The sequence below is a fragment of the Mycobacterium sp. GA-2829 genome (genome assembly GCF_001499965.1).
In the GTDB taxonomy this organism is placed as follows: Bacteria; Actinomycetota; Actinomycetes; order Mycobacteriales; family Mycobacteriaceae; genus Mycobacterium.
Genome location: NZ_LQIT01000009.1, coordinates 84,515 through 108,621, shown reverse-complemented (window position 1 = coordinate 108,621; position 24,107 = coordinate 84,515). Strand labels below are relative to the sequence as shown.

The window sequence follows — 24,107 nt, the reverse complement described above, 5'->3', positions numbered from 1 at the left end:
CGCAAAACGTGACGGCGACTTCCGTTGCCGGCGAGCGTCGCCGGGTGGTGTGGCCGGTGTTGCTCGGTGTCGCATTGGTGGCGGGCGTGACCGCCGGCGCGATCGGCGCCCTCATGTTGGACGACGCGCTTGAGGTAACAGGACTCAAAGATCCTGGGCCGATCACTGCCTACGGGCTGCCCTTCCTGCGCGGCGCCGGTGAGATCGCTGCGATGGTGACGATCGGGCACTTCTTGTTCGCCGCCTTCCTCGTGCCGCCACAAACCGGTGGAGTGCTCGACGTTGATGGGTACCGCGCGGTGCGGGTCGGCGCGGTCGCTTGTGTGGTGTGGGCGATGTGCGCTGCGCTATTGGTGGCGCTGACCGTCTCCGATGTGTCGGGGGTGCCCTTAGCTGAGCTGACACCGCTGGATGTTTGGTCGGCGGCCGGCCTTATCGAAACCACTGCGGCGTGGCGCACCACCTCCATCCTGGCCGCAGTCGTCGCCGTGGCGAGTCTGACGGTATTGCGGTGGTCGTGGACACCTGGCCTATTGATCGGGGGGCTGGTGACTTTGGTGCCGGTCGCCGTGACGGGGCACTCTTCCACGGGCGGTTCACACGATATTGCGACCAACAGCCTGCTCATCCATCTGGTTGCCGGGTCGTTGTGGGCCGGTGGACTGCTCGCGCTGGTCGTACACGCGCTGCGCCGTGGCAGTTACACCGACCTCGCCGTTCGACGATTCTCGCGACTGGCGCTTGGATGCTTCGTCGCGATGGCTGCCAGTGGGTTCATCAATGCCGCGGTTCGGATCGACCTGACGAACCTCTGGACCAGTACCCATGGACTCTTGATTCTGGCGAAGGTGGCGGCGCTTGTTAGTCTCGGTGTTCTTGGCTGGCGCCAACGGCGTTCGGCAATCGCTGCGCTGCAGCATGATTCGACTGCACGTCGACCGCTCCTGCGGCTCGCGCTCGGCGAGGCTGCCCTGTTCGGCATCGCGGTCGGAGTCGCGGTCGGGCTTGGTCGCACTCCGCCGCCTCCGACGAGAAGCGAGCCCTCGCCAGCTGAGGTTGCGCTCGGATTCGACCTTTCCGAGTCGCCAACGATTGCTGCAGTGTTTACCGATTGGCGATTCGACCTCATCTTCGGTACAGCAGCGGTCGTCATGGCAAGCATCTACCTCGCTGCGGTGTACCGGCTGGCCCGCCGTGGGGACCCGTGGTCGAAGCGACGCACCATATGTTGGCTGATCGGTTGTATCACAATGCTATTCGCTACCTCGTCGGGACTGGGCATGTACATGGCGGCGATGTACAGCATGCACGCCATCGTTCAATTGCTGCTCACCATCGCGGTGCCGGCGCTGCTCGTCCAGGGCGCGCCTGTGACGCTGGCACTCAAGGCGCTGAAGGCAGCTGAGCCGAATTCTGCTCCCGGCCCACGCGAATGGGTTCAGAGCGTCGTGGCCGCACCGATGACGCGCCTACTCACCCAACCGTGGACGGCGCTGGCGATACTCATGGTGGGCGTCTACGGCCTATGCATTGCGGGCGTCTACGACGTCGCAATGAGCGACCATGCCGCGCACATGGCGACGATCGGCTTTTTCCTGTTCAGTGGCACGCTGTTCTTCGTTGCCGTCAGCGGCGCGGGGCCAATGCCAGGGCCGATGTCCAAGCAGCGTCGAGTCGCAATGACGTTGTTCGCGCTGTCCCAGTTCGTGGTCGCAGGCATTGTGGTGGTGCAGATGCAGGCTGTCCTTGGTGGCAACTTCTACCGTTCACTGAGGCTGAACTGGCAGACGAACCTTCTGAGCGACCAGAGAATGGGCGGTGTAATCGTCTCAGTCAGTAGTGCTGTGGCGATGTTGACGGTCATCGCAATCGTCGCCGCAAAGCGTACCGGTTGCCTGCGAACGGACAACCTACGTGCGCCGACCATTGACGCGTGAAGGTGGCCACCTACCGCAAGAGGGCATACCCGCCCATCCTTTACGGCTGCTCCTTCAAGGCTTTCTCAACCGCGGCCGACAAGTCTTCGTAGCTTCTGAATTCCACTTGGTTTCCGTTGAGGAAGAAGGTCGGGGTGCCCTGGACGCCGAGGGCCTGACCGTCGGCGACGTCCACGTTGACGCGCTCGAGCGTGGCGGGATCGTCGTATGCGGCGTCGAACGCGGCCATGTCGAGTCCCAGTTCGGTGGCGAAGCCGCGGAAGGTGGAGTCGGCCGGAGTCCGCTGTTCACCCCACTGGCTCTGGGTTTCATACATCTTCTTGTACATCGGCTCGAACTTGCCCTGCTGGGCGGCTGACTCGACCGCACGTGCTGCTCGCTCGGCGTTGAAGTGAGACGGAATGGGGAAGTAGCGGATGACGAAGTTGACGCGGTCCCCGTACTGGGATCGCGCCTGCTCGACCATCGGGAATGCTGCGCGGCACGCCTCGCATTCGAAGTCGAGAAACTCGACAAGGGTGACATCGCTGTCCGGGGCGTTGTTGAGGCGGCGGCTGTTGTCCCGGACCAATTGACCTTCCTCGCCGCCTCCGGCCTGCGCTGCGGCGGGCGTGTCCTTATTCTGGACCGAGAGGTAAACGCCGGCCCCGATGATCACGGTGATGACTGCAAACGCGGTCAGCAGAATACGTGTGATGGGTGCCATCTAAGTACGTCCTTCTGTCACAGAGCGTCCGTTCTGCGTGGGCGGCCGCGCACCGTAGCGGCGCATCGGAACGGACGTGAAAATATGCATCTCTCCTGTGACTATATACGTAGCGACACCGTAGAACTGCGGCGTGCCCGCTGGCGCACAGCTAACCGACGATGAAGCAGCAGCGCCGTGCGTTACCGTTTGCACGGTCGCCTTAGGTGATGGATGGCGCTCGAGCGAGACGCCACATTCCCCACCAGGCGGCTGGAGCGAGCGCGATCACGCTCCACATTCCGGGCACGTAGCCGGCGCCGGTGGGATCGAGCCACGGAAACACCAGGAAGTGCGCCAACTCGGTCAGGCCCATCGAGGCAAAGAACGTCCATGCGAGATAGCGGCCGATTGGCCGCCGGCGCTGCATGAGGACTGGCACCAGCAGCCAGGCGCCAGCCGAAACGACGACCAGCAAGACCACGGGAACTGACGTCACCGCGGGAGTGGGCACCCCTGTGACCTCCGCCAGGAACGCGAAGAATTCCATCTGCTTTTCTTCGACGCGGTGAATCACAAACAATGTCAACGCCATCCAATATGGCGCGCGAATGTCGGCCCAGGTGCCGCCATCCGGCCGCACCAGCCATAGGAGTAAGCCTCCGACGAACCCGGCGGTGAAGATGAGCATGGTCGCCAGCCCCAGGGCCCAATAGCCCACGCCCAGCGTCCCGGCCGTCAACGCTACGGCGATAGCGACGGCCGGCGCGGGCAGAGCGCTGCTGTTCGATTTCGTGACTTTCATGGTGATGGCGTCCGGCTAACCTCTCGCAAGCGAGGCAAACTCAAATTTGCGGGTTGTCCGCTGAACCCCGTGATGCGGAATTCGAGCGAGCACCACACGACAGCTTGTACCGGAGGCGTTCAGCATCATTCCGCCGACAGCGACCGGTCATGCTAGCGCGAGGAACAACTTCTCCAGTTCGGCTTCGGTCATCGGCTCGACACCCTCGGTGCTGTCTCCGGTGATGCATTCGCGCAGACCGGTCGCGACGATCTTGAAACCCGCCCGGTCCAGGGCGCGTGAGACGGCGGCGAGTTGGGTGACGACGTCTTTGCACTCGCGTCCCTGCTCGATCATCGAGATCACACCGGCGAGCTGTCCTTGAGCGCGCCGCAGCCGATTCAATACGGCGGCAAAGCTGTCTTCGTCGCCAACCATCGCGGTTTCCCTTCTGCGGTTTCGAGCAGGTCAACATTACCCGTGGGGGTATTCTTCCCGGTGCCTTCGCCTGGTCAGGCCGCGGCGGCTGGGTGCACGCGAGGGATGAGCCGCCGCAGGGGACAGTAGGCGGTTCGACGGCAGGTGACATAAGTGCCGACGCCGATCATGATCAGGGCTGCAGACGCGGCACCGACAGCCAGGGTTGTCTCCTGCGCGAGGAGCACCGACGCCATCACCAGAACGAACCAGCCGAAGAGCGTGCGCAACGCATCGGGATCGACCGCGCCGGTAAAGCGTGCGCCGATCAGAGCGCCCACAACGGCGGCGGCGGTGACCACAGCGGCCACTGGCCAGTCGACCTGTCCGCTGGCCAGATGCCCCGTCAGACCGGCGAACGATTGCATCGCGATCACCACCAGGGAGGTGCCGACCGCGGCGGGCATCGGGAGCCCGGTCAGCACGGCCAGCGCAGGCACCAACAGGAAGCCGCCACCCGCGCCGACCAGCCCGCTGACCGCGCCGACGGCAACACCCAGCACGGCCATCTTTACCATGGGCACGCGCCGGACCGCGTCGCACGCATGGGTGTTGCTGCGGCCGCGCAGCATCGCACCCCCGGCGGCGAGCATGATCACCGCGAATGCAATCAGCAGCGCGGTCCCGGGAATGAAGCGGGCTAGCAGACCGCCGCCCACTGCCCCGGTCATGGCCGCCGCGCCGAACGGCAGCGCGACGCCCCACCGCACCCGCCCGGCCCGCACATGGGCGATCGCGCCGACCGCGCTGGTGACCGCGATCACCAGAAGCGAACTTGCGATCGCCCGCGTGGCGTCCAGGCCCCCGACATAGGCCAGCAGCGGGACGGTCAGGATCGCGCCGCCCCCGCCCAGCAGCCCCAGCGCGACCCCGACCAACACGGCCAAGGCGACGGTCAACGCCATCATGGCGACCTCATCGCGGCAGATTCGAACCTCGCCTTGTTCAACATCTCGTGTCGTCCTGTCTGTCGGGGCCGGGACCGAACCGCGCCATCTCCGGAATACCTCGGGGGGTATGCGGGCTATAGTAGTCGATACCCCCCTGGGTATACATCGGATGACGCCGGTATGCGCCAGGGGTATCGGCTGAGACCGCACGGGTTTCTGCGTATCCGCGGGACATAGGAGAAACGGATGATTCTGGAGCAGTACTACATCGAGTGCCTGTCGCACGCGTCGTATCTGGTCGGCGACGAAACCACCGGGCGCGCAGTCGTTGTCGACCCGCGCCGCGACATCACCGAATACCTCGACGACGCCGCCAAACACGGTTTGACAATCGAAGGCGTAATCAACACCCACTTTCACGCCGACTTCGTCTCCGGTCACCTGGAATTGGTGCAGGCCACCGGGGCGTGGATCGGCTTCGGCGCGGCCGCCCAGACCGACTACCCGATCCGCCGGTTGTCTGACGGGCAGCACCTCTCGCTCGGTGAGGTCGACCTGGAGATCCTCTCCACCCCCGGGCACACCTGGGAATCGATCAGCGTCCTGGTGCGTGAACGTGCCGGGGTCGACCCGGTCGCGGTGCTGACCGGTGACGCGCTGTTCATCGGCGATGTGGGACGCCCGGACCTGGCCAACCTTGGTGATGGCTCAACTACCGACCTGGCTCGGGCGATGTATCGAACCATCCACGACCGGCTGCTGAGGCTGCCCGACCACGTCACGGTGATGCCGGCCCACGGCGCCGGGTCGTCGTGCGGCAAGAACCTCTCTGCTGAACTCACCTCAACCATCGGTGTGCAGCGCCGCACCAACCCGTCCACGCAGCCGATGACCGAGGCCGAATTCGTGGAGCTGATCACCCACGGCCAGCCGGCGGCGCCCGCCTATTTCTCGGTTGACGCCGCGATGAACAAACGCGTGCATCCACTGCTGGATCAGCACCGCAACATCCCCGAACTGACCGCGGCCCAGCTGTGGTCCGCTCTGGCGGCCGGTGTCCGCATGGTGGATGCCCGGTCGGTAGACGACTTCGCTGCCGGTCATCTCCGCGGATCGGTCAACGTCGGTTTCGACGGCCGCTTCGCCGAGACCGGCGGCATGGTTGCCGAGGTGGGTGCGACCATCGCGCTGGTCACCTATCCCGGTGAGGAGCAGGCGGCGGCCATGCGGCTGGCCCGCGTCGGCTCCGACAACGTGATCGGCTATCTCACCGTCGCGCATGACGGAAATTTCCCCGCCGAGCTGACCGACCTTGTTCAACCCGCACCGCGAATCGATGTCGCTGAGCTCGACCGCTTGCGGGCCGCGCATGCGGTGACGGTGATCGACATCCGCAATCCCGGCGAACGCGAAACCGGGACGATACCCGGCGCGGTGCACATCCCGCTGGCACAACTGCGCACCCAACTGGCGCACATTGCCGGTGACAAGCCGATCGTGGTGCACTGCGCCGGCGGCTGGAGATCCAGTGTGGCCGCCTCCATGATGCGGGCCGACGGATTGGGACGGGTGAGCGACCTGATCGGCGGTTACAACGCATGGGCGCAGACCCACGCCGCAGCTGAAAGACAACAGGGCGAATCGATCTGAGCCCCGGCGCCAGGTGAGCCGGATTGGCGCTCAGTCCCGGGTAATCCCACGCTGCTGGTGATCGCTGACTGTGTCGACACTCGCGTATTGCGCTGGTGCGGCGGCGAATCGTTGAGCGCACTCTGGTGAGCAGAACCACCAGTCATGATCGGCGTGACGCAGATGGCTGGCCGCCGTGCCAGGGTCGACCCGCACGCGGCACACCGGGTCGGTTGGGTAGCGAGCCGCCGCCAGGCCCACCGCGTACACCTCCATCGGTGTCGCAATGTTGCGGAGTTTCTTGGCGCCCAATGGATCTGGCGATAGACCGAGCTGCGCGCAGGCCTGACGAACATTGTCGGTGACCACAGCCTGCCCGGCGCCGGCCAGCGCCGTGATGCGGGCGGCCACATTCACGCCGTGTCCGAAGTAGTCGTTGTCGCGGTGCACCGCGCTGCCGTGGTGCATGCCAGCCCGCAGTGCAAGGAAGCCGTCCTCATCGGCGGCCCGGTCAGCAAGCTGCAGGATGGTCGCCACCATCTGCTCGGGTTTGCTGGAGCGCAGCATGACCGCATCACCCATCGTCTTGACGATGGTGACGCCCGGCCACAGCGCGTCACGGGTCACGGTAAGCAGGCGGCCCGCCAGACTGGCCGCCTGTTCATCACCGCACATTTCAGTCAGGACGCTGAACCCAGACAGATCGACGAACGCGAACGTCGCCTCGACACTTTCCGATTCAGTCACCTGATCGTCCCTCCATCATCGGATGCGCTGATGTCTGGCGGCGCATCTGAACCGAAGCATCACCCGCCACGGGCTCAGCAGCGCTCGTACCCGCAAGCCCATGGCGGACATGCGCGCTATTCGCAGCAGGCCGCGAGATCCTCGAGCATCATTCGGTGCCACCTCCTCGAGCATCCTTGTGCCGGCGGTGTTCGACCGCCAACAAGCGCCGGAGTGATTCGGTTGTGACGCAGCACTTTTGGCGGCTACTTTTGTGGGCCGCAGCCCGCGATCACGGCGCGGTGAGTAACGCAACGGATCGCTCCATTTCGCCCGCATCGGTTAGCTCCGGTACTGGTGTTCGGGTTGCAGGCGTCCGATCCCGGGTAGGAAGCGACCCACGCGGGAGGCGTAGCTGGTGTAGGCCACGCCGTGGACGCGGCGTAGGTAGGGTTCTTCGGCGAAGCGCACCTGTGCTTCTATGCCGATCACCGAGACCACAAGGCCGGCGACTGCCACCGCGTTGGGCACCATGAGCGCCAGGCCGATAAACGCGACAGTTGCGGCGGCGAAGACCGGGTTGCGAACGACCCGGAAGGCACCGGTGGTTACCAGAGTCGTGCGTTCCGCCTCGTCGATCCCGGTCCGCCAGGACGCGCCCATGGCCATTTGAGCGGTGAAGGCCAAGACTATGCCGAGCACTGCTACCGCGACACCGACCCCGCGCAGCATCGAATGATCCAAGATCGCCAGCGGCGACATGCCGGCCAAGTCGGCGACGGGTGCCCCGATCCCCACAGTCAGCCAACCGAGGTCGGTTCCGGCCAGCGCCCACCACTCCAGGGAGCCGTCAGGGCGCATCGAGCGCCGCGTGCCGATCTCTCCGGTGTGGCGCCGTTGAATCGCTGCGCGCAGGGCGCCCATCACCAACATCATGGCGGCGAACAGGGCCAGCACAGCATTCGCCATCACCGCTCACCCCCGGTGGGCACGGGCTTGGTTGCAGCGCCGAGCAGGTAATCACCCTGGGTTCGGGTGAGCGATCCGAGCACCACCAGGCCGTGGTGGGCCAGTTCATCGAGGAACTGTTCGGCGCTGAATCGGTCGTCGGTGGGGTGATCGAACAGCCGCCGGTAGATGGGGCGCGCCAGGGCGTGCGAGGTGACCTCCTCGAAGTAAAACCGCCCACCCGGTGCGATCACCCGGGCGACTTCGGCGATGGCTTTTCGCCAGTCCTGGATGTGGTGCACGATCCCGAAATCGAAGACCCCGCCGTAGCTGTCGTCGTCGGCATCCAGTGCGGTGCGCAGATCGGTGGCGCTGCCCTGGACCAGCCGGACCCGATCCCCGTAGCGGGCGAGGCGCCGGCCGGCGCGACGGATCATCGCCGGGTCCAGATCCACCGCGTCCGCGGTACCCGCCCCGAACCGTTCCAAGATCAGCTCCAAGCCGTATCCGGACCCACACCCGATCTCCAAGGCTGGTGGGCCGGGCAGCAGGCGACCGCCAAACCGCAGCAGCACCGGCACCTCATAGATGCGTTGCAGCCAGCGCCGCGGCGGCGAATTCACCAGCCCGATCTCGGCCCGGTTCATCAACATCGCAGCCATCCCTTTCTACGATCGACGACGGTGTTTGAGTCATCCCACCGCTCGGTCCACTGATTGGGTTGTGACCGAACGCTTTTCGGCCCGAGAACGGGTGGGTTGTGTGTCGAGCAGACGCCACGTTCATGATCGTGATGTCGAACCCGCGATCAGCGACCCCGCCAAGATCCACCACCGCTTGCGTTTCCTACTGGATCTTCTCCGCCTCCCGAATCAGCGCCATTGAACGCTATCACCGTAATTTGACGATCGATGCACCTCGCACGCTATCATCGTCGAATGGCGATGACAACGGGTAGATCCTCAACGCGACCCACCACAGACCTGGCACCGGCTGTGGCGCTGTTTCACGGCCTGTCCGACCCGACCCGGCTGGCGATCCTGGAGCGACTCACCGAAGGCGAAGCCCGCGTGGTGGATCTGACCGGCCTGCTGGGAGCGGCGCAGTCGACCGTGTCGGCGCACCTGGCCTGTCTGCGCGAGTGCGGCCTGGTCACCGGCCGTCCCGAGGGCCGGCAGATGTTCTACTCGCTGACCCGCCCGGAGCTGATGGATCTGCTGGCCTCGGCCGAGACGCTGCTGGCCGCCACCGGCAACAAGGTGGCGCTGTGCCCCACCTACGGAGTCCGCGCCGGGGCAACGACCAAGACGAGGGGAAGTAAATGAGCGACGCGTGCGGCTGCGGCCACGACGAACCCACCACCGACGAACAGGCCGAAGAGCACGAGCCCGAACGCCTGTGGCAAGTGCGCGAACTGCAGTTCGCCGCCATTTCGGGGGTGCTGCTGCTGGCCGCTTTGATCGCCGGGTTCGCTGATGCCGCACGCCCAGTGGTGCTCACGCTAGAAGCGCTGGCCCTGGTCGTCGGCGCCTACACCTTCGTCCCCTCCACGCTCAAGCGGCTGGCCAAGGGCAAGATCGGCGTCGGCACACTGATGACCATCGCCGCCGTGGGCGCGGTCATCCTCGGCGAGGTCGGCGAGGCCGCCATGCTGGCGTTCCTGTTCTCCATCAGCGAAGGCCTAGAGGAGTACTCCCTAGCGCGCACCCGCCGCGGCCTACGCGCACTACTGTCGCTGGTGCCCGAAGAGGCCACCGTGCTGCGTGAGGGCACTGAAACCGTTGTCGCACCAGGAGAATTAAGGGTCGGCGACCGTATGCTGGTCAAGCCAGGCGAGCGGATCGCCACCGACGGGGTCATTCGCGAAGGGCGCACCGCGCTGGACGTTTCGGCCATCACCGGTGAATCGGTGCCCGTCGAAGCAGGACCCGGTGCCGAGGTGTTCGCCGGGTCCATCAACGGCACCGGTTCACTCGAGGTCGAGGTCACCACCACCGCCGAGGACAACTCGCTGGCCCGCATCGTGCGCATCGTGGAGGCCGAACAATCCCGCAAGGGCGCCTCGCAGCGCCTGGCCGATCGCATCGCCAAACCCCTCGTGCCCGGGGTAATGATCGCCGCGACGCTGATCGCGGTGATCGGCAGCCTGCTCGGTGACCCGACCACCTGGATTGAACGCGCGCTGGTGGTGCTGGTCGCGGCCTCGCCGTGCGCCTTGGCGATCTCGGTGCCGGTCACCGTGGTCGCGGCGATCGGCGCCGCCAGCAAGCTTGGCGCCCTGGTCAAGGGCGGCGCCGCACTCGAGGCTATGGGGGCCGTCCGCGGTGTCGCCCTCGACAAGACCGGCACCCTGACCGCCAACCGGCCCGCCGTCATTGATGTAGCCGTCGCCGACGGCGCCACCCGCGAACACGTCCTGGACCTGGCGGCGGCCCTGGAAGCGCGCAGCGAACACCCGTTGGCCGCGGCGATCCTTTCCGCCGTCGATGACGTCACCCCGGCCACCGACGTCGAAGCTGCGACCGGAGCCGGCCTCACCGGCCGCCGCGACGGACACACCATCCGTCTGGGCCGCCCCGGCTGGCTCGACGCCGGATCACTGGCCGGCGATGTGGCGCGCATGCAACAGGCCGGCGCGACCGCCGTCCTCGTCGAAGACAACGGCCAGGTGATCGGAGCGATCGCCGTGCGCGACGAACTGCGGCCCGAGGCCGCCGAGGTCGTCGCCCAGCTGCGCCGCGACGGCTACCACGTCGCCATGCTCACCGGCGACAACCACACCACCGCATCCGCGCTCGCCCGCGACGTCGGCATCGACGCCGTGCACGCCGAACTGCGTCCCGAAGACAAAGCGCGGCTGATCGAAGCGCTGCGCGCCGAGCGCTCCACCGCCATGGTCGGCGACGGCGTCAACGACGCCCCCGCGCTGGCCACCGCCGACCTCGGTATCGCCATGGGCGCGATGGGCACCGACGTGGCCATCGAAACCGCCGACGTGGCGTTGATGGGCGAAGATCTACGGCACCTGCCGCAAACTTTCACCCACGCGCGCCGGGCCCGCCGGATAATGCTGCAAAACGTCGGCCTATCACTGGGACTGATCGCTGTATTGATTCCGCTGGCGCTGCTCGGCATTCTCGGCCTAGCCGCCGTCGTGCTGGTCCATGAGGTCGCCGAAATCGTCGTCATCGCCAACGGTGTCCGGGCCGGCCGCGCCACAGTGCTGGTCACCGCGCCGGGGGAACGCTCCGTGAGCCGGATTTCCGCGGCGCCGGTGGGCGCAGGTCAGTGAATGCCGGCAGATCCGCCTTCGCTCTCGCCGAGGCATTCGTAGTCGCCTCGATCGTTCGGTGTGCAAGCGATCCCGGAGACACCGCGACTTGCACATGATGCTGTCTTCGGTTCTGCCCGCAATCGGCTTGTTCATCGCCACCAACGTCGACGACATCATCGTGCTCTCGCTGTTCTTTGCGCGCGGCGCGGGGCAGCGCGGGACAACGGCACGGATCACCGCAGGCCAGTACCTAGGTTTCGCCGGGATCCTCGCTGCGGCCGTGCTGGTGACAGTTGGTGCGGGGGCATTCCTTCCCCCCGAAGTCGTCCCCTATTTCGGACTTATCCCCTTAGCCCTGGGACTGCGGGCGGCATGGGAAGCGCGGCGCGGCACGAATGAAGATGACAACGATGGAGGGATCGCAGGCAAGAACGTCGGTATCTGGGCTGTCGCAGGAGTTACTTTCGCCAATGGCGGCGACAACATCGGCGTCTACGTTCCCGTCTTTCTCAACGTCGTACCCGCGGCGGTAGTGGCCTACTGTGTCGTCTTCCTCGTCCTCGTCGCAGTGCTGGTTCTCGCCGCCAGATTCGTCGCCACCCGCCAGCCGATCGCCGACGTCCTCGAACGCTGGGAACACGTGCTATTCCCCATCGTTCTGATCAGCCTGGGCATCTTCATCCTGGTGAGCGGCCTCGCTTTTTGAGAGGCAGAACCGCGATCTACATCTACGTAAGCGAACAATAGGAAGCGGCGTATGCCGCGGCGTGCCTTCGTCCGTCGTGCGTATGGGGCTGTGAAGCTGAACCCTTGAAGGCGCTCGCAACTGGACTTGTCGCGATGGTGGTGCGGTGTTCGTCCAGACGCCGGTCGCAAAAGCCGACAGGGCCCAACGCGTTGCGCAGGCGAACGCATACCTGGCCACCCGTCCCGGCACGATAGGCTACGCCCTGCGCGATCGGGCAACGGGACAGGGCTGAGCGCAATGCGGCAGCCGGCACCATGATGTGGACAGCGTCCACGATCAAACTCGCAATGGTGGTAGATCTGCTGACTCAGGCGCGGGCTGGCACAATCAGCTTGACCCTTTCGACAGTCGACTCATGGCCTATACGATGCATTCCTCTAATAGCGACGCCGCCGATACGTTCTGGGAGCGTTACAGCGGACCTGACAATATGGCGTTCAACCGCAATATCCCCGCATACGGAATGACCAATCTTCAGGCACAACAAAGGTTCAGCGAAACGCATCCCCATTTGGCGTTTCCAATGATCGACGAGTGGCGATCTCGACTACGTGATGAACTACACACTCATCAGATTGCCGCCGGCGCAGAGCGCGGCGACTGTCGCGGAGATTCAGCGCCGCGATTCGAACCAACGATGGGGCGTGTGGGGCGCGGTTGAGGCCATGTCTCCCGGCAGCAAGATCGGACGGGCTCAGGCACGAGGCGGATGGGTGGTCACTAGCGTCGGTTTCGCGGATCCACCACAGCGATATAGCTTCGCGGTCATGAGCTCACTTGAAGGGGAGGGTGGCTACGAAGACGGCGTGGAGACGACATCGCGCCTTGCCCAGATGCTGCTGTCGGCGCCTAGGGACTGTCCGCAATAGTCGGTGTCGCGAGTCCGCGCGCGGGCACATGATGCCATCGCAATTCTGCGTCAAAAATGCTGCCCGACTAAGTAAGTCGATAACCAACAACGGAGTGAGGCGTGGTCATTGCCTCGACGGCTGAGATGGACACGAAGGGCTATTGCATGGACCGTCCAGTGTCACGTTTCGATGATCCTAACGACGTATGGGGTCATACCGGCCATACGCACCGGTGAAACCTTAATGGGAACGCCGGTCTGCTGCGCTTCGATCATCTGCCCCTGGCCGAGGTAGATGGCTTCATGCTGGCTACCGCCGGGTCCCCAGAACAATAAATCTCCGCGCTTGGCTTGGGACGGCGGCACTTTGCGGCCGGCGTCGTATTGGTCTCCGGAGTATCGCGGAAGCAAGATCCCCACACCGGCGAATGCGTATCGCGTTAGTCCGGAGCAATCGAATCCGACGGTGTTCGCGCCGGAGTCGATACCCTTGCTCGGGCCGTCGAGGCTGCCCCCGCCCCATGAGTACGGGACGCCGATCTGTGTACCGGCTCGCCGGATCACGTATTCGATTGCTTGTGCACCGTACACACGGTTGCCGCGCACGCTCGCTTCCGGAGTCGCGGCGGGGGGGCTGAGAATTCCTATGCTGGTCAGGAACTTGCGGCCCATGTCCATGGTTGTCTGCGTCGCAAGGGCACTCGCTTGGAGGGAGGCATTTGCGATTGCCAGCGGATCACCCGGCGCGCCTGCGCTGCGCAACATTGGAAGCAACGGGTCCCACTGTCCAGCAGTAGGTTCCGCCGAACTCGCAGGAATGAACACACTGATGAGCACTACCAACAACCCCATGATCCAGCAGGACCGTCTAACCAACATATGGCAGATGTTGCGCGTCATGCGCAGGGTGGGTCGGTCCGGCGGCCACATCTGTCGGGCAAGGAAATTCATGCCGGCTCTCCTTAATGTGCTGGAGGAATCGCGTGCATGATGCAACGGTGCGGCCCACGCAATCCGACAACTTGTTTACGGCGTACGTAACTATTACGCAGAAGAGGCTAACTCACCAAAGTCACATTCGTAACACTAGTCACATAATTACAAAGTTGAAATTCTGCAAAGCAGCTGAATACCGGTGATAAGCGTGACATCTGTCGGTGGTGCGAAGCTTCACTTGGCTATCTCTCGCGTGGACAATGCGCGAATGCTCTCGGCCCACCTCGCGGTCATGATGAGCGGCGCAATTCTGTGAAGGAGCGGTCATCCACCCGCGACACTTTTTCGACGTATGCAATGTGACGGCGCCAAGGCTGTCGCCGTTTGAGCTATCGCGTTCGACAGCCGCCTCCGTTAGCGAGGAATCACTCGCGGAACTTCGATGCTGACATCCGGCGCTGGCAACGAACGCGGAACCTCGATGCTGTTCTCCTGCACGATAATCGGGTCACCGATGTTGACCGTGTTGAAGTACCACTCAGCGTCGTCTGGGCTAAGGCTGATGCAGCCGTGGCTGACGTTCTCATAACCCAACGAATTGATCGCCCACGGAGCGGAATGTACGAAGAGGCCACGTCCGGTGAAACGGACGGCGTACTCCACGTCCAGCAGGTATCCGTCGGGTGAGTCGACGGGGATGCCGACACTGCTCGAATCCATCACCACGTTGCGCTCTTTGGCCAAAACGGTGTAGGTGCCCACGGGTGTGGGGTACTCAGGGCGACCCATCGAGGCCGGGAACACGCCCGGTTTGCCCCAGTTGGGACGGTGGTGTGGTGCTGGTAATTCAGCCGCGTCGACGCCATCGATGGTCACGGTGAACGTGTGATCCGCGGTATTCGCTACACCAACTACGGCCGGACCCGTTGCAAAGTTCGTTTTTATCCCGCCTACTGACAGCGCGATTGCGCTATGTGCGGGCCAGAACTGGTCAGGAACCCATTGCACCACTCTGCTGTTTACCCAGTCGAACTTGCCTGTCATCGCAGGCGACGAGTTGATGTTGATGTCTCGCTCGGCCGCGAGCTTGTCGAAGACTGGTTCGCCGAAAGTCACCACCACGGGGTGTGCAACGCCGACATCCGCGCCCTTAGCAGGTAACACTGAAACGATGTGGTCCCTCGGTGACTGCTTGGCTGCGGCCATGCTCGTTTCCACTGGACCCGCAACCACACTCGTCGTGATCATGATCGCTACAACAACACACCGAACAACCCCACGCATGGCTTCGGTCTCCCTCAAAATGTCAGCAATGTCAATCGATGCTATGAGCGCTGTCGCGAATGAATGCCTAAGGGCGTGCGAGCAATTCGATCAAGCATTCATAACGTTTCTGCTACAGCAAGCGACCTGAAGAGGCCGTCAACGCTCTGACTGACGCCGGGCTTATCAGGTGAGACCGTGGTAGTCGCCGCGATGGCACGATAGTCCCGCTCGAGAAGATGGCGGTCAAGCCGGAGGATTCGTCGACGTCGGCAACGTTTGTTGTTCTCCTGCTCCGAACCGACGACAAACTGGGAACTTGCCTGCATGCCACCAGCGCAGCGTCCATAGGGGCTCTGACAGCGCAAGTACTAAACCGGTTAGTACTATCTGGAACGTATACGTTGAAGGGAGACTGGTGAGTTGTCATGCGGCCCAAACGGCGTGTTCCGCGCAGCCGTAAACCATCGATCTCCACCCCGGCGTACCAGCGCGGAAAATCTCGGCGGTCGCTGGGCTGGCTGCTAGTCGCCGTTGGCTCGGTAATGGCGCTCGTGCATGTCTACACCCACTTGGCACAGCAGAAGATCATCGGCTAGCAGGATCCGCTGTTGGGGTACCCGATGGCGGGAATGCCGGTCCTCGCTGGCTTCATGCTCCTAGGATGGTCCGCCAGGCCCAGCCGATGACGCTGCGCTATGGCCAATTAGCCGAACTGCCTGGAGCAGGGCATCCAGACCGCATGTGATCAGCTTGATGGCACGTGGGCCCCCGACCCGGCTGAATCTCGGCCCGACGCGCCGGAGACGATGCCCAGAACGAACTACGTAGTAGTGCAGTATTACGTAGATGCGCCGCACTCCCGCTTTGAACGTGCTCCTAGTCGACGGAGACGCGGGCTGGGCCGACGCGTTATCCGATCACTTGGAGCGGGAAATGTTGTCGGTCATAGTCACAAGTGCTAGTGAGGATGCCTTGGCTGATGCCAGAGACCTCAAACCGCAGCTGATAATCCTGGACCTGGATATGCCCGGTGATGGCAAGCTGGAAACGTGTCGTCGGCTGCGGGCAGTCTCGGACGCATATCTCATAGTGTTGAGTGTGCGTTGTGATGAGTCGATGACCATCTCGGGACTGGCTGCCGGCGCCGATGACGTTCTTACCAAACCGGTTAGCAGCCATGCCGTCGCTGCGCGGATCGAGGCGATTTTGCGTCGCCATCCGTCGTCATTTCCTGTTGCCGCTAGGGCGCGTGCCGGCAATACTTCGGGAAAGTTTGTGTACGGTCAGCTTTCGATCGATGTCGACCGCCGTGAAGTGTTTGTGGCCGACGAATTGATTAGGTTGACGCGGACGCAGTTCGAAATCCTCATGACACTGGCTCAGCGGCCGGGCACCGTGATAACCCGTCGTGAGCTTATGGACACTGTGTGGGGACCGCATTGGTCGGGCAGCCCAAATATCGTTGACGTCCATATCGGTCAGTTACGCAGACGGTTAGGAGACGATCCGGTTCGCCCACTGCGGGTGGTGAATGTTCGCGGAAAGGGCTACCGCTTGGCCGGGTAGTAGCAGACGTCCGAAGTGAAGACAGGCTGCGGTGTGCAAGTTTCCTAGCCGGTGTCTGAGCCTGCTCTGTCGATGTCTGCATAACGAGCTCACGCTGCTAGCGGCCTGGTGAACGTGGGTTGTGGTGAAACGGCATCGCCCAGCTACGGTTTGTACCGCCTACTCGTCGGTGGTTGGCCGTACGAGTTGAGAACGGAAGCGACGCAATCGCAGGCTGTTGCTGACGACGAATACTGAGCTGAATGCCATAGCGGCTCCAGCCAGCATCGGGTTGAGCAATCCCGCCGCTGCCAGCGGCAGGGCGGCCACGTTATAGGCGAAGGCCCAAAATAGGTTGCTCTTAATGGTGCGCAAGGTCTGTCGAGATAGTCGGATCGCATCCGCGGCGGCACGCAGGTCGCCGCGAACTAACGCGATGTCGGAAGCTTCTATGGCCACGTCGGTTCCGGTGCCCATGGCCAGCCCGAGGTCGGCTTGGGCAAGTGCGGCAGCGTCATTGACACCGTCGCCGACCATGGCCACGGTCTTGCCCTCCCTCTGCAGGTAGGCAATAACATCGGCCTTGTCCCTCGGCATCACCTCGGCTATCACCTCATCGATGCCCACCTGATCGGCGACCGACCGGGCGACGGTGGCGTTGTCACCCGTAAGCAGAATCGGTGTCAAACCCAGTCGACGCAGCTGGCTAATCGCCTCGGCGGAGGTGGACTTGACGGCATCGGCGACGACGAGGATTCCGCGGGCGGTGCCGTCCCAGCCTACAGCTATTGCAGTCTTGCCCTCCGATTCCGCGGAGTGCATGGCTTCCATCAGCTCAGCCGGCAGATGCTGGGCCCAGTCCGCGAGCAGACCGGGGCGCCCGACTACAACGGCGCGCCCCTCCACGACGCCTTGAACACCCAGCCCTTCGACGTTGGTGAACTCTTCCACTGTTGGAAGTTCACCCAATTCGGCGGTTGCAGCTTTGGCGATGGCTTGCGCGATCGGGTGCTCCGACGCGTTCTCCAAGGCCCCGGCCAAGCGGAGCAGTTCGGCATGATCTTGCCCATCGGCGCCAATCACCGCGATGAGCGTCATATGCCCCCTAGTCACCGTGCCGGTCTTGTCCAGCACGACCGTGTCGACCTTGCGGGTGTTCTCTAGGACCTCGGGACCCTTGATCAGAATCCCGAGCTGAGCGCCGCGACCCGTACCGACCATGAGGGCCGTGGGTGTGGCGAGACCCAGCGCGCCAGGGGCACGCGATGATCAGCACGGCCACCGCGGCCGTGAAGGCCACCGCGACGCCGTTGCCGGTTCCGACCCAATAGCCCAAGGTGGCGGCGGCCAGAATGATGACGATCGGCACGAAGACTCCCGAGATGCGGTCGGCCAGGCGCTGCGCTCGGGCCTTTCCGTTCTGCGCCTCTTCAACCACCCGGGCCATCTGCGCCAATTGGGTGTCGGAGCCGACGCGGGTTGCGCGGACCAAAAGGCGACCGCCCGCGTTGACGGTTGCGCCGACGACGGTGTCGCCCGCGCCGACCTCGACTGGCATGGATTCACCGGTCAACATGGACGCGTCGACCGCAGAGCTGCCAGATACGACGACTCCATCGGTGGCGATCTTTTCGCCTGGACGCACCACGAATTCGTCACCGACGGCGAGCTGATCTATCGGAATCCTTTCTTCGCGACCATTTCTGACGATGGTGACGTCCTTGGCGCCGAGCTCGAGCAGAACCCTTAACGCCGCGCCGGCATTGCGCTTCGACCGGGCCTCGAAGTACCGGCCGGCGAGAATGAAGGTGGTAACCCCGGCAGCGGCTTCCAGATAGATGTTGCCTGCGCCGTCGCTTCGCGCCATAGTCAGCTCGAAGGGATGGGTCATCCCCGCGATCCCGGCCGTGCCGAAGAACAAGGCATACAGTGACCATCCCAGTGCCGCAAGGGTTCCCATGGAGATCAGGGTGTCCATCGTGGACGTGGCGTGACGCAAATTGGCCCAGGCGGCCCGGTGGAAAGGCAATGCGCCCCATACCACCACGGGCGCCGCCAGAGTCAGCGACAGCCACTGCCAGTTGGTGAATTGCAGGGCTGGCACCATCACCATCGCAATGACCGGCACCGACAGCACTAGCGAAACGATCAACCGCTGACGCAACGCGCGAGTGGGGCCGTTCATGTCGGGGTCGGCTTCCGATACCGGCGTATCAGCCGCGCGGGGCAGCTCGGCGGTGTATCCGGCATTCTCGACCGCGGTCACCAGTGCTTGGGTATCGACCGTGCCTTCGTAGCTCACCTTCGCTTTCTCGGTCGCGTAATTGACTGTGGCGCTGACCCCGTCGAGCTTGTTGAGCTTGCGTTCGATCCGGTTAGCGCATGAGGCGCAGGTCATCCCGCCGATGGACAGCTCGATCTCCCGGGCGCCAGCCGTGGCCGTGCTGTCGTGGATCGATGTCATTACATTCTCCTCAGAACGAATCGCTGGTAATGATGGCGAGCGCCATGACTCAGTGGTAGACCCCGGGGTGGCCGGCGGCGGGTGGCGGCGGCGGTATCGCTTCGGCGGGGGCCTGACTGAAATCCGCAGCCGTGGCTGTGTATTGCGCGGTGGGCACGACGCCGTTGTGCTGCGAATCCAGGAAGATTCGGAATGGCAGGCCGTGACTGTCGTCCCATGACATAGACGTTCCTTCAGAGGGGAACGTGTAGCCACGTTCGGTGGCGGTCGGCCCGGTTCGACTGTCATCGTCCATCGACGCCGCGGGATCGTCATCAATGGACGCGACTGGGGCCTCGGCCGCACCAAATAATGATGGCGGGCAGGCGGGCGTGCATGATGTCTAAGCATGAGCGTTGTGCTCAGCGCTCTCAGCAGGGGGTAGCTGCGATCCGGTGGTGTTGCCGACGACGACCGAACCGGTGAATACTGCTGCGAGGACCACCGCGAAACCGCCCAGCTTTATCGGAGTGTTCATGACTCCTGTGCCTCCGTTCCGGTACCAGAGGCGGCGACGGTGTGGCAGGCCAACTCGACAGCAGCGAGAAGCGCGGACTGATCGATGGGAGTGGCGATGGTCACCGCGACCTGGCTGCGGGACGGTTCAACCGCAACGACGCGAACGCCGTCAATTTCGCTGAGCTTTCCGGAGGTCCTGCGGACGCCGCCTCCGAAGCCCGTCCCCACGACTGCAAAAGCCGCTGTATCCAGCACGATTTCCCCAATCAATCCAACCCTCGCCGAGGCTGTACCAATCGATCATGCGGCACAGCCATTGCATTACAAAATACCCCCAGGGGTATATGACAACAGCGGCAAGTCATGCCAGCTTGCCCTCGGCACACGATGCGACCGCGCAGGGCCCGATGCGAAGTTCGCGGTGTTTGAGGGCGAGTCGGCAGCGGGGGGTTGCCGTCGTGAACGTAAGTCCGCGACCGTCCGACCCGTTCATCGATCGGTTGATCATGGCCGACGCGACTGCCACCGCGCCTGTTACTCCAAAGGGGACTGAACGTCCTTTCGCTACCGCGGGCAGCCAGAACGACCGCGTCAAGTTGACTGGCCCGGGTCAAACGCGTTCCGACGAGCGCAAGATATGCGATGCACGAGGCGGTTGGCTAGTGCACTACGCGATCCGCCGAAACGTCCCAGTGGAAGTCGCCCTAAAGTTGCCAGTCTTGGGCGCCGTCGTTCTGATCGTATAGGCGTCCGCTTGTGTTCTTGATGACAACGGGGTCGCCGCTGCCAAAGTTGTCGAAAAACCACTGTGCGTTTGCGGGGCTGAGGTTGATGCAGCCATGACTGACGTTCTCCTCGCCCTGCGAGCCGACCGACCATGGTGCGCTGTGCACGAAGATGCCGCTGTTGTCGATGCGGACGGCGTCCTGGACCTTGAGCTTGTAGCCCTCTGGTGAGTCGACCGGCACTCCGTATGTCGAGGAGTCCATCACCATGTCGGCGAATTTCTCCAAGACGTAATAGGTCCCGTTTCTTGTCTCGTAGCCCTTCTTGCCCAATGACACCGGAAACGTCTTCTCCAGCTCGCCATTGCGGTGGATCTGCATCTGGTGTGTCTCGTCGTCGATGGTGGCTACAAGCGACTCGCCGGTGCGGAAACTCGACTTGGCGCCGCTCGCATCGATCTTCACCGTCGTGTTGGCTGGCCAGAAATCGCTTGGGCGCCAACGCACTTGTGTGTCACTCATCCAGTAGAACTTGCCGGGAACCGGTGGGCTGGACGAAATGTGGATGGCTTGTTCGGCCATCGGCCGGTCGGCGATCGGACGCGCGAAGTTGATGATGATCGGCTTGGCCACACCGACCATCGACCCGTTGACCGGATTGAACGTCGGAGGCGCGAACACCGGTTGACCGACGTATGGCATCGGATTCTGCCCTGTTGGCGTGCCCTCCGGGATCGGCTGGGAAGCGGCTGCAAGTGGGTCGGCCGGTGGCGGCAAGAATGGGTTCGGCGGTGACGGTGGAGCTAGCGGATCTACCGGCGGGGGCGACGGAAGTGCGAATGGATTGGCAGGAGGCGGGGGAGCGAGTGGACCGACCGGCGGCGCCGGCACCGCAGCCGGATCGACGGGCGCAGGAGGCGGCGGCACACCGGGCTGTGCCAGCGCGGACGGGCTGACCATAGCTAGGCCCGGGGTCAGGCCGACCATAATGATCGCCGCGGCGAGCGTGAACCTCATGTGCTTGCGCATTGCCACCTCCGGTCATACACGAACGTCGTCGAGTGTCGTACGGTGCGCAGGCTGCGATGCCTCGTCCGTCAGTCTACTGTGTACGTACCCGGCCAGTAGGTCGGACGGTTTACGACACATCGATACATTTGGATTGGAGTGAGGCCGGAAGATCATGGTGGGCACGGTTTGTGGTGGATAGCCCAACCGTAATCAACGGTAACGAAGCGTTCGAGAGGGATCGACGCTCACTTGGCTTGAGGTCTCGAGTTGGCAGCCGGATTCCTCTCCGTTGCAGAGGTTTGGCCGGCACGTCGACGGAATACAGGAGGGTGCCATACCGGTCCGGGGTGAGCAACTCCCGACGCGCCGCCGGACTTCGACAAGACCGCCAGAGCGGGAAACCATTTGAGGCGTTGCGGTGACGGGTCGCATGAGCTCGAGAATGATCTCCAGCCAGATCGTTCGGAAGTTTCGGATGAGAAACTGCGCTGCTCAACTAAGGCTCTCCACGGTCACTGGGGGTCGAAGGCATAGAAAGTCTCGAATGTGGTCCCATTGTCGGTTGAGCGCTGAATCCCCGTTTCGGTCGCGACGAACACCACCCCACCGCTACGTGCAAGGACCGCCTGCGGACGCTCGCCCAAGGCCCGTCCTGCTTGCCACGTAGCCCCGGAATCCCCGCTGGAATAGACCGCTCCGATGGGGTCAATCCCGATAAGCGGGCCATCATCGGGCCAACTGAGCAAGATCAGCTGCGGTTGCGCAGCGACTGGCGTGAACGTCATGCCTTGATCGAGGCTGCGCGTCAGACCGGCGGAGGTCGTCGCCAGGATCTCATTCGAATTGGTCGGTGACACCGCGATGTCGACGGCGCTGATCGCGGCGCGACGATCCCACGCGCGTTTGTCCGGGCTCACCATCACGGTTTGGCTGCCGCTGTCAAGGCCGTACACGAGGCCGTGACGATAGTCGAGCGAATGAAAATCGACCTCGCCGTTTAGCGACACCGATGTCCAGGACTGTCCGCCGTCGGTGGTTTCAATCAGCCGCAGCACCGGTGGGGCACTACCGTCGTCCGCGCCGGGATGGCCACTGCCGAGAAAGTGATTGGGTCCGGCAACGGTGAAGCCCATGAAATCCTGCACGACGCCGCCGACGAGTTCGGGATCGCGCTCGCTGGCGAGCCGGTATACGCCGTAATGTGTGCCCGCGTACAGCGCGTCGTCGGCGGGATTGATGCCGAGGCCGTGGATATGCGCAAGACCCCTGGAGTCACCTTCGCTCGACTTCGTCTCAGTGGTTGAGCAGGCGCCGACCACCAAGACCGCAATGCCCAGCAGCGCAACCAGTCTTGAGCGCATGCTTACTCCGTTCCCGCTCATGAAGCGCCGCTACGAACCCAGATCGTAGTAGTGCCCACATGAATCCTGCGCGCACAGTCGGCGGTGTCACAGGTTCGCGTTGCCTGCCCGCCACTGCTCCCATGGGATGTTCCAGTCACCGAGACCGTCGGTGCCCGATAGCGTCGGGCCCACGGTGTTGACGACCTCGACGATGTCGCCGCGTTTGGTGTTGTCGTAGAACCAGATCGCGTTGGCGGGGCTCACGTTGAGGCACCCGTGGCTGACGTTGGTGTTGCCTTGGCTGCCCACTGACCACGGCGCGGAATGCACATAGATGCCGCTGTAGGACATCTGCGTGGCCCAATCCACCTCGAGGCGGTAACCCTCTGGGGAGTTGACGGGCACACCGTAGGTCGAGGAGTCCATGATCAGGTGTGAATACCTGTCTCCGATGATGTAGGCGCCATTGTCGGTAGGCGTGCTGTCCTTGCCCATGGACAGCGGCATGGTTCTGACCACTTCACCGTTGCGCCGCACGGTCAGCGTCTTGGTGCTGTCATCAGCCGTGGCGATGACCACGTCGCCTATGCTGAACCGGGTGGTGATGTCGTCCTGGCCGAAAAGGCCATCACCGAGATCCACCCCGTAGGTGTCGACCGCCACCTCGACTTTGGTTCCGGGCTTCCAGTATTCGGCTGGGCGCCAACGCACTTCGCGGCTGTTGAGCCAGTAGAACGCGCCCTCGACCGGCGGGTTGGTTGTCACCTTGATGGCCTTCTGCGCCGCCAACCGGTTGGGGATGTCCTCATCGAAGCGGACTGCGATGGGCTGGCCGACACCCACCACCTCACCGTCATTCGGCATGACGTAGGGCATCGTCAGGTTCTCCGGCGATGCCGTCGCAAATGTCATGCTGTTGCGGGCGATCCCGCCGAGTCCACGCGCCTCGGCGTTGAGCGTGTATCGCTTGTTGTAGCCCAACGGCTCGGTCGTTGCCCACGTGAGTCCGTCCGGGCTCAGCTGCCCGTCGACAAGATTGCCCTCTTCGTTGACCATGCTTACCGCGCCCAGTACACCGTCGCCGGCGGTGACGGTGACAGGGGAATCCACGGGAACGCCGACGGCTCCATCGGTGACCGACGCTTGCAGCCGGGGCACCAACAGGTCGCTGTACGGATCGCCCTTGTCCGCAATCACCTGAGGCGACGGAGCAGGGGCGTTGCTGCTGCATGCACCGAGCGCCAATGCCAGCGCCGAGCCCGCGGCCACGGTGATCAGCCACAACCGGTACCCCCGTCGGCGTCTTACCGAACCGAGCTGCCGCATTGCTCTTCCCCTCTCTGTTCTCTGCCAATCGAGGAGCAGCCACCG

Annotated in this window: 20 protein-coding genes and 1 pseudogene; 7 read left to right on the top strand and 14 right to left on the bottom strand. The window is 63.6% G+C overall.

The features are described 5' to 3' along the window. The first annotated feature begins 8 nt into the window (after positions 1-8). Positions 9-1,937, top strand: a complete 1,929-nt coding sequence (locus AU194_RS07190; RefSeq protein WP_059088538.1) for a cytochrome c oxidase assembly protein — start codon at positions 9-11, stop codon at positions 1,935-1,937. A 40-nt stretch (positions 1,938-1,977) separates the two neighbouring features. Here AU194_RS07190 and AU194_RS07185 read toward each other — a convergent pair whose 3' ends face one another. The 4 genes from AU194_RS07185 to AU194_RS07170 all read right to left on the bottom strand — a co-directional run bounded on the left by AU194_RS07185 (position 1,978) and on the right by AU194_RS07170 (position 4,791). Next, entirely contained in the window at positions 1,978-2,643 is a 666-nt protein-coding gene (locus tag AU194_RS07185; RefSeq protein ID WP_059088537.1) for a thioredoxin domain-containing protein, read from the bottom strand. 202 nt (positions 2,644-2,845) lie between these two features. Continuing rightward, positions 2,846-3,427, bottom strand: coding sequence for a hypothetical protein (locus AU194_RS07180; protein ID WP_173839578.1), 582 nt, complete (start codon positions 3,425-3,427; stop codon positions 2,846-2,848). A 147-nt stretch (positions 3,428-3,574) separates the two neighbouring features. After that, positions 3,575-3,844, bottom strand: coding sequence for a metal-sensitive transcriptional regulator (locus tag AU194_RS07175; RefSeq protein ID WP_059088536.1), 270 nt, complete (start codon positions 3,842-3,844; stop codon positions 3,575-3,577). Between the two features lie 74 nt (positions 3,845-3,918). After that, positions 3,919-4,791: a sulfite exporter TauE/SafE family protein gene (locus AU194_RS07170; RefSeq protein ID WP_059088535.1), complete on the bottom strand. Its 873-nt coding sequence runs from the start codon at positions 4,789-4,791 to the stop codon at positions 3,919-3,921. A 228-nt stretch (positions 4,792-5,019) separates the two neighbouring features. On the opposite strand from AU194_RS07170, the gene AU194_RS07165 reads away from it, so the two are divergent. Then, entirely contained in the window at positions 5,020-6,423 is a 1,404-nt protein-coding gene (locus AU194_RS07165) for a rhodanese-like domain-containing protein (protein ID WP_059088534.1), read from the top strand. 30 nt (positions 6,424-6,453) lie between these two features. Here the strand turns inward: AU194_RS07165 and AU194_RS07160 are convergent, their stop codons facing one another. The 3 genes from AU194_RS07160 to AU194_RS07150 form a co-directional block, all read right to left on the bottom strand. Continuing rightward, positions 6,454-7,149: an adenylate/guanylate cyclase domain-containing protein gene (locus tag AU194_RS07160; protein WP_059088533.1), complete on the bottom strand. Its 696-nt coding sequence runs from the start codon at positions 7,147-7,149 to the stop codon at positions 6,454-6,456. 321 nt (positions 7,150-7,470) lie between these two features. Continuing rightward, positions 7,471-8,097 (bottom strand): isoprenylcysteine carboxylmethyltransferase family protein, encoded by a 627-nt coding sequence (locus tag AU194_RS07155; RefSeq protein WP_082698526.1) that lies wholly within the window; start codon positions 8,095-8,097, stop codon positions 7,471-7,473. Next, on the bottom strand, positions 8,097-8,738 hold the full coding sequence (locus AU194_RS07150; protein ID WP_369804047.1) for a class I SAM-dependent methyltransferase: 642 nt from the start codon (positions 8,736-8,738) through the stop codon (positions 8,097-8,099). Before AU194_RS07150 ends, AU194_RS07155 begins: the two co-directional genes overlap by 1 nt. Before the next feature lie 276 nt (positions 8,739-9,014). Between AU194_RS07150 and AU194_RS07145 the strand changes: the two genes are divergently transcribed. From AU194_RS07145 to AU194_RS32540, 4 genes are all read left to right on the top strand, one after another. Then, a complete protein-coding gene (locus tag AU194_RS07145; protein WP_082698525.1) occupies positions 9,015-9,401 on the top strand; it encodes a metalloregulator ArsR/SmtB family transcription factor in 387 nt (128 codons plus the stop codon). After that, positions 9,398-11,368 (top strand): cation-translocating P-type ATPase, encoded by a 1,971-nt coding sequence (locus AU194_RS07140; protein WP_059088531.1) that lies wholly within the window; start codon positions 9,398-9,400, stop codon positions 11,366-11,368. Before AU194_RS07145 ends, AU194_RS07140 begins: the two co-directional genes overlap by 4 nt. Positions 11,369-11,462: 94 nt before the next feature. Next, positions 11,463-12,056: a cadmium resistance transporter gene (locus AU194_RS07135; RefSeq protein WP_059088530.1), complete on the top strand. Its 594-nt coding sequence runs from the start codon at positions 11,463-11,465 to the stop codon at positions 12,054-12,056. Between the two features lie 397 nt (positions 12,057-12,453). Next, positions 12,454-12,759 carry a hypothetical protein gene (locus tag AU194_RS32540; RefSeq protein ID WP_231743209.1) on the top strand — a complete coding sequence of 102 codons (306 nt, stop codon included), beginning with the start codon at positions 12,454-12,456 and terminating at the stop codon, positions 12,757-12,759. A gap of 369 nt (positions 12,760-13,128) precedes the next feature. Here AU194_RS32540 and ripB read toward each other — a convergent pair whose 3' ends face one another. Together ripB and AU194_RS07125 are read right to left on the bottom strand one after the other, a co-directional pair. Continuing rightward, positions 13,129-13,800, bottom strand: coding sequence for an NlpC/P60 family peptidoglycan endopeptidase RipB (gene ripB, locus AU194_RS07130; RefSeq protein WP_231743217.1), 672 nt, complete (start codon positions 13,798-13,800; stop codon positions 13,129-13,131). A gap of 498 nt (positions 13,801-14,298) precedes the next feature. Beyond that, the gene (locus tag AU194_RS07125; protein WP_059088528.1) at positions 14,299-15,168 is read right to left on the bottom strand and encodes a L,D-transpeptidase family protein; all 870 of its coding nucleotides are present in this window, start codon (positions 15,166-15,168) and stop codon (positions 14,299-14,301) included. A gap of 828 nt (positions 15,169-15,996) precedes the next feature. Between AU194_RS07125 and AU194_RS31025 the strand changes: the two genes are divergently transcribed. Beyond that, entirely contained in the window at positions 15,997-16,716 is a 720-nt protein-coding gene (locus AU194_RS31025) for a response regulator transcription factor (protein ID WP_082698523.1), read from the top strand. Between the two features lie 159 nt (positions 16,717-16,875). Here AU194_RS31025 and AU194_RS07120 read toward each other — a convergent pair. The 5 genes and pseudogenes from AU194_RS07120 to AU194_RS07100 form a co-directional block, all read right to left on the bottom strand. Next, positions 16,876-19,159 (bottom strand): annotated as a pseudogene (locus tag AU194_RS07120) (heavy metal translocating P-type ATPase). 382 nt (positions 19,160-19,541) lie between these two features. Then, positions 19,542-19,676: a hypothetical protein gene (locus AU194_RS32835; protein ID WP_255374827.1), complete on the bottom strand. Its 135-nt coding sequence runs from the start codon at positions 19,674-19,676 to the stop codon at positions 19,542-19,544. 685 nt (positions 19,677-20,361) lie between these two features. After that, positions 20,362-21,411: an Ig-like domain-containing protein gene (locus tag AU194_RS07110; protein ID WP_157575936.1), complete on the bottom strand. Its 1,050-nt coding sequence runs from the start codon at positions 21,409-21,411 to the stop codon at positions 20,362-20,364. 494 nt (positions 21,412-21,905) lie between these two features. After that, entirely contained in the window at positions 21,906-22,754 is an 849-nt protein-coding gene (locus AU194_RS07105; protein ID WP_059088527.1) for a F510_1955 family glycosylhydrolase, read from the bottom strand. Positions 22,755-22,841: 87 nt separating this feature from the next. Further along, positions 22,842-24,062, bottom strand: coding sequence for an Ig-like domain-containing protein (locus AU194_RS07100; protein WP_059088526.1), 1,221 nt, complete (start codon positions 24,060-24,062; stop codon positions 22,842-22,844). Positions 24,063-24,107: the final 45 nt, after the last annotated feature.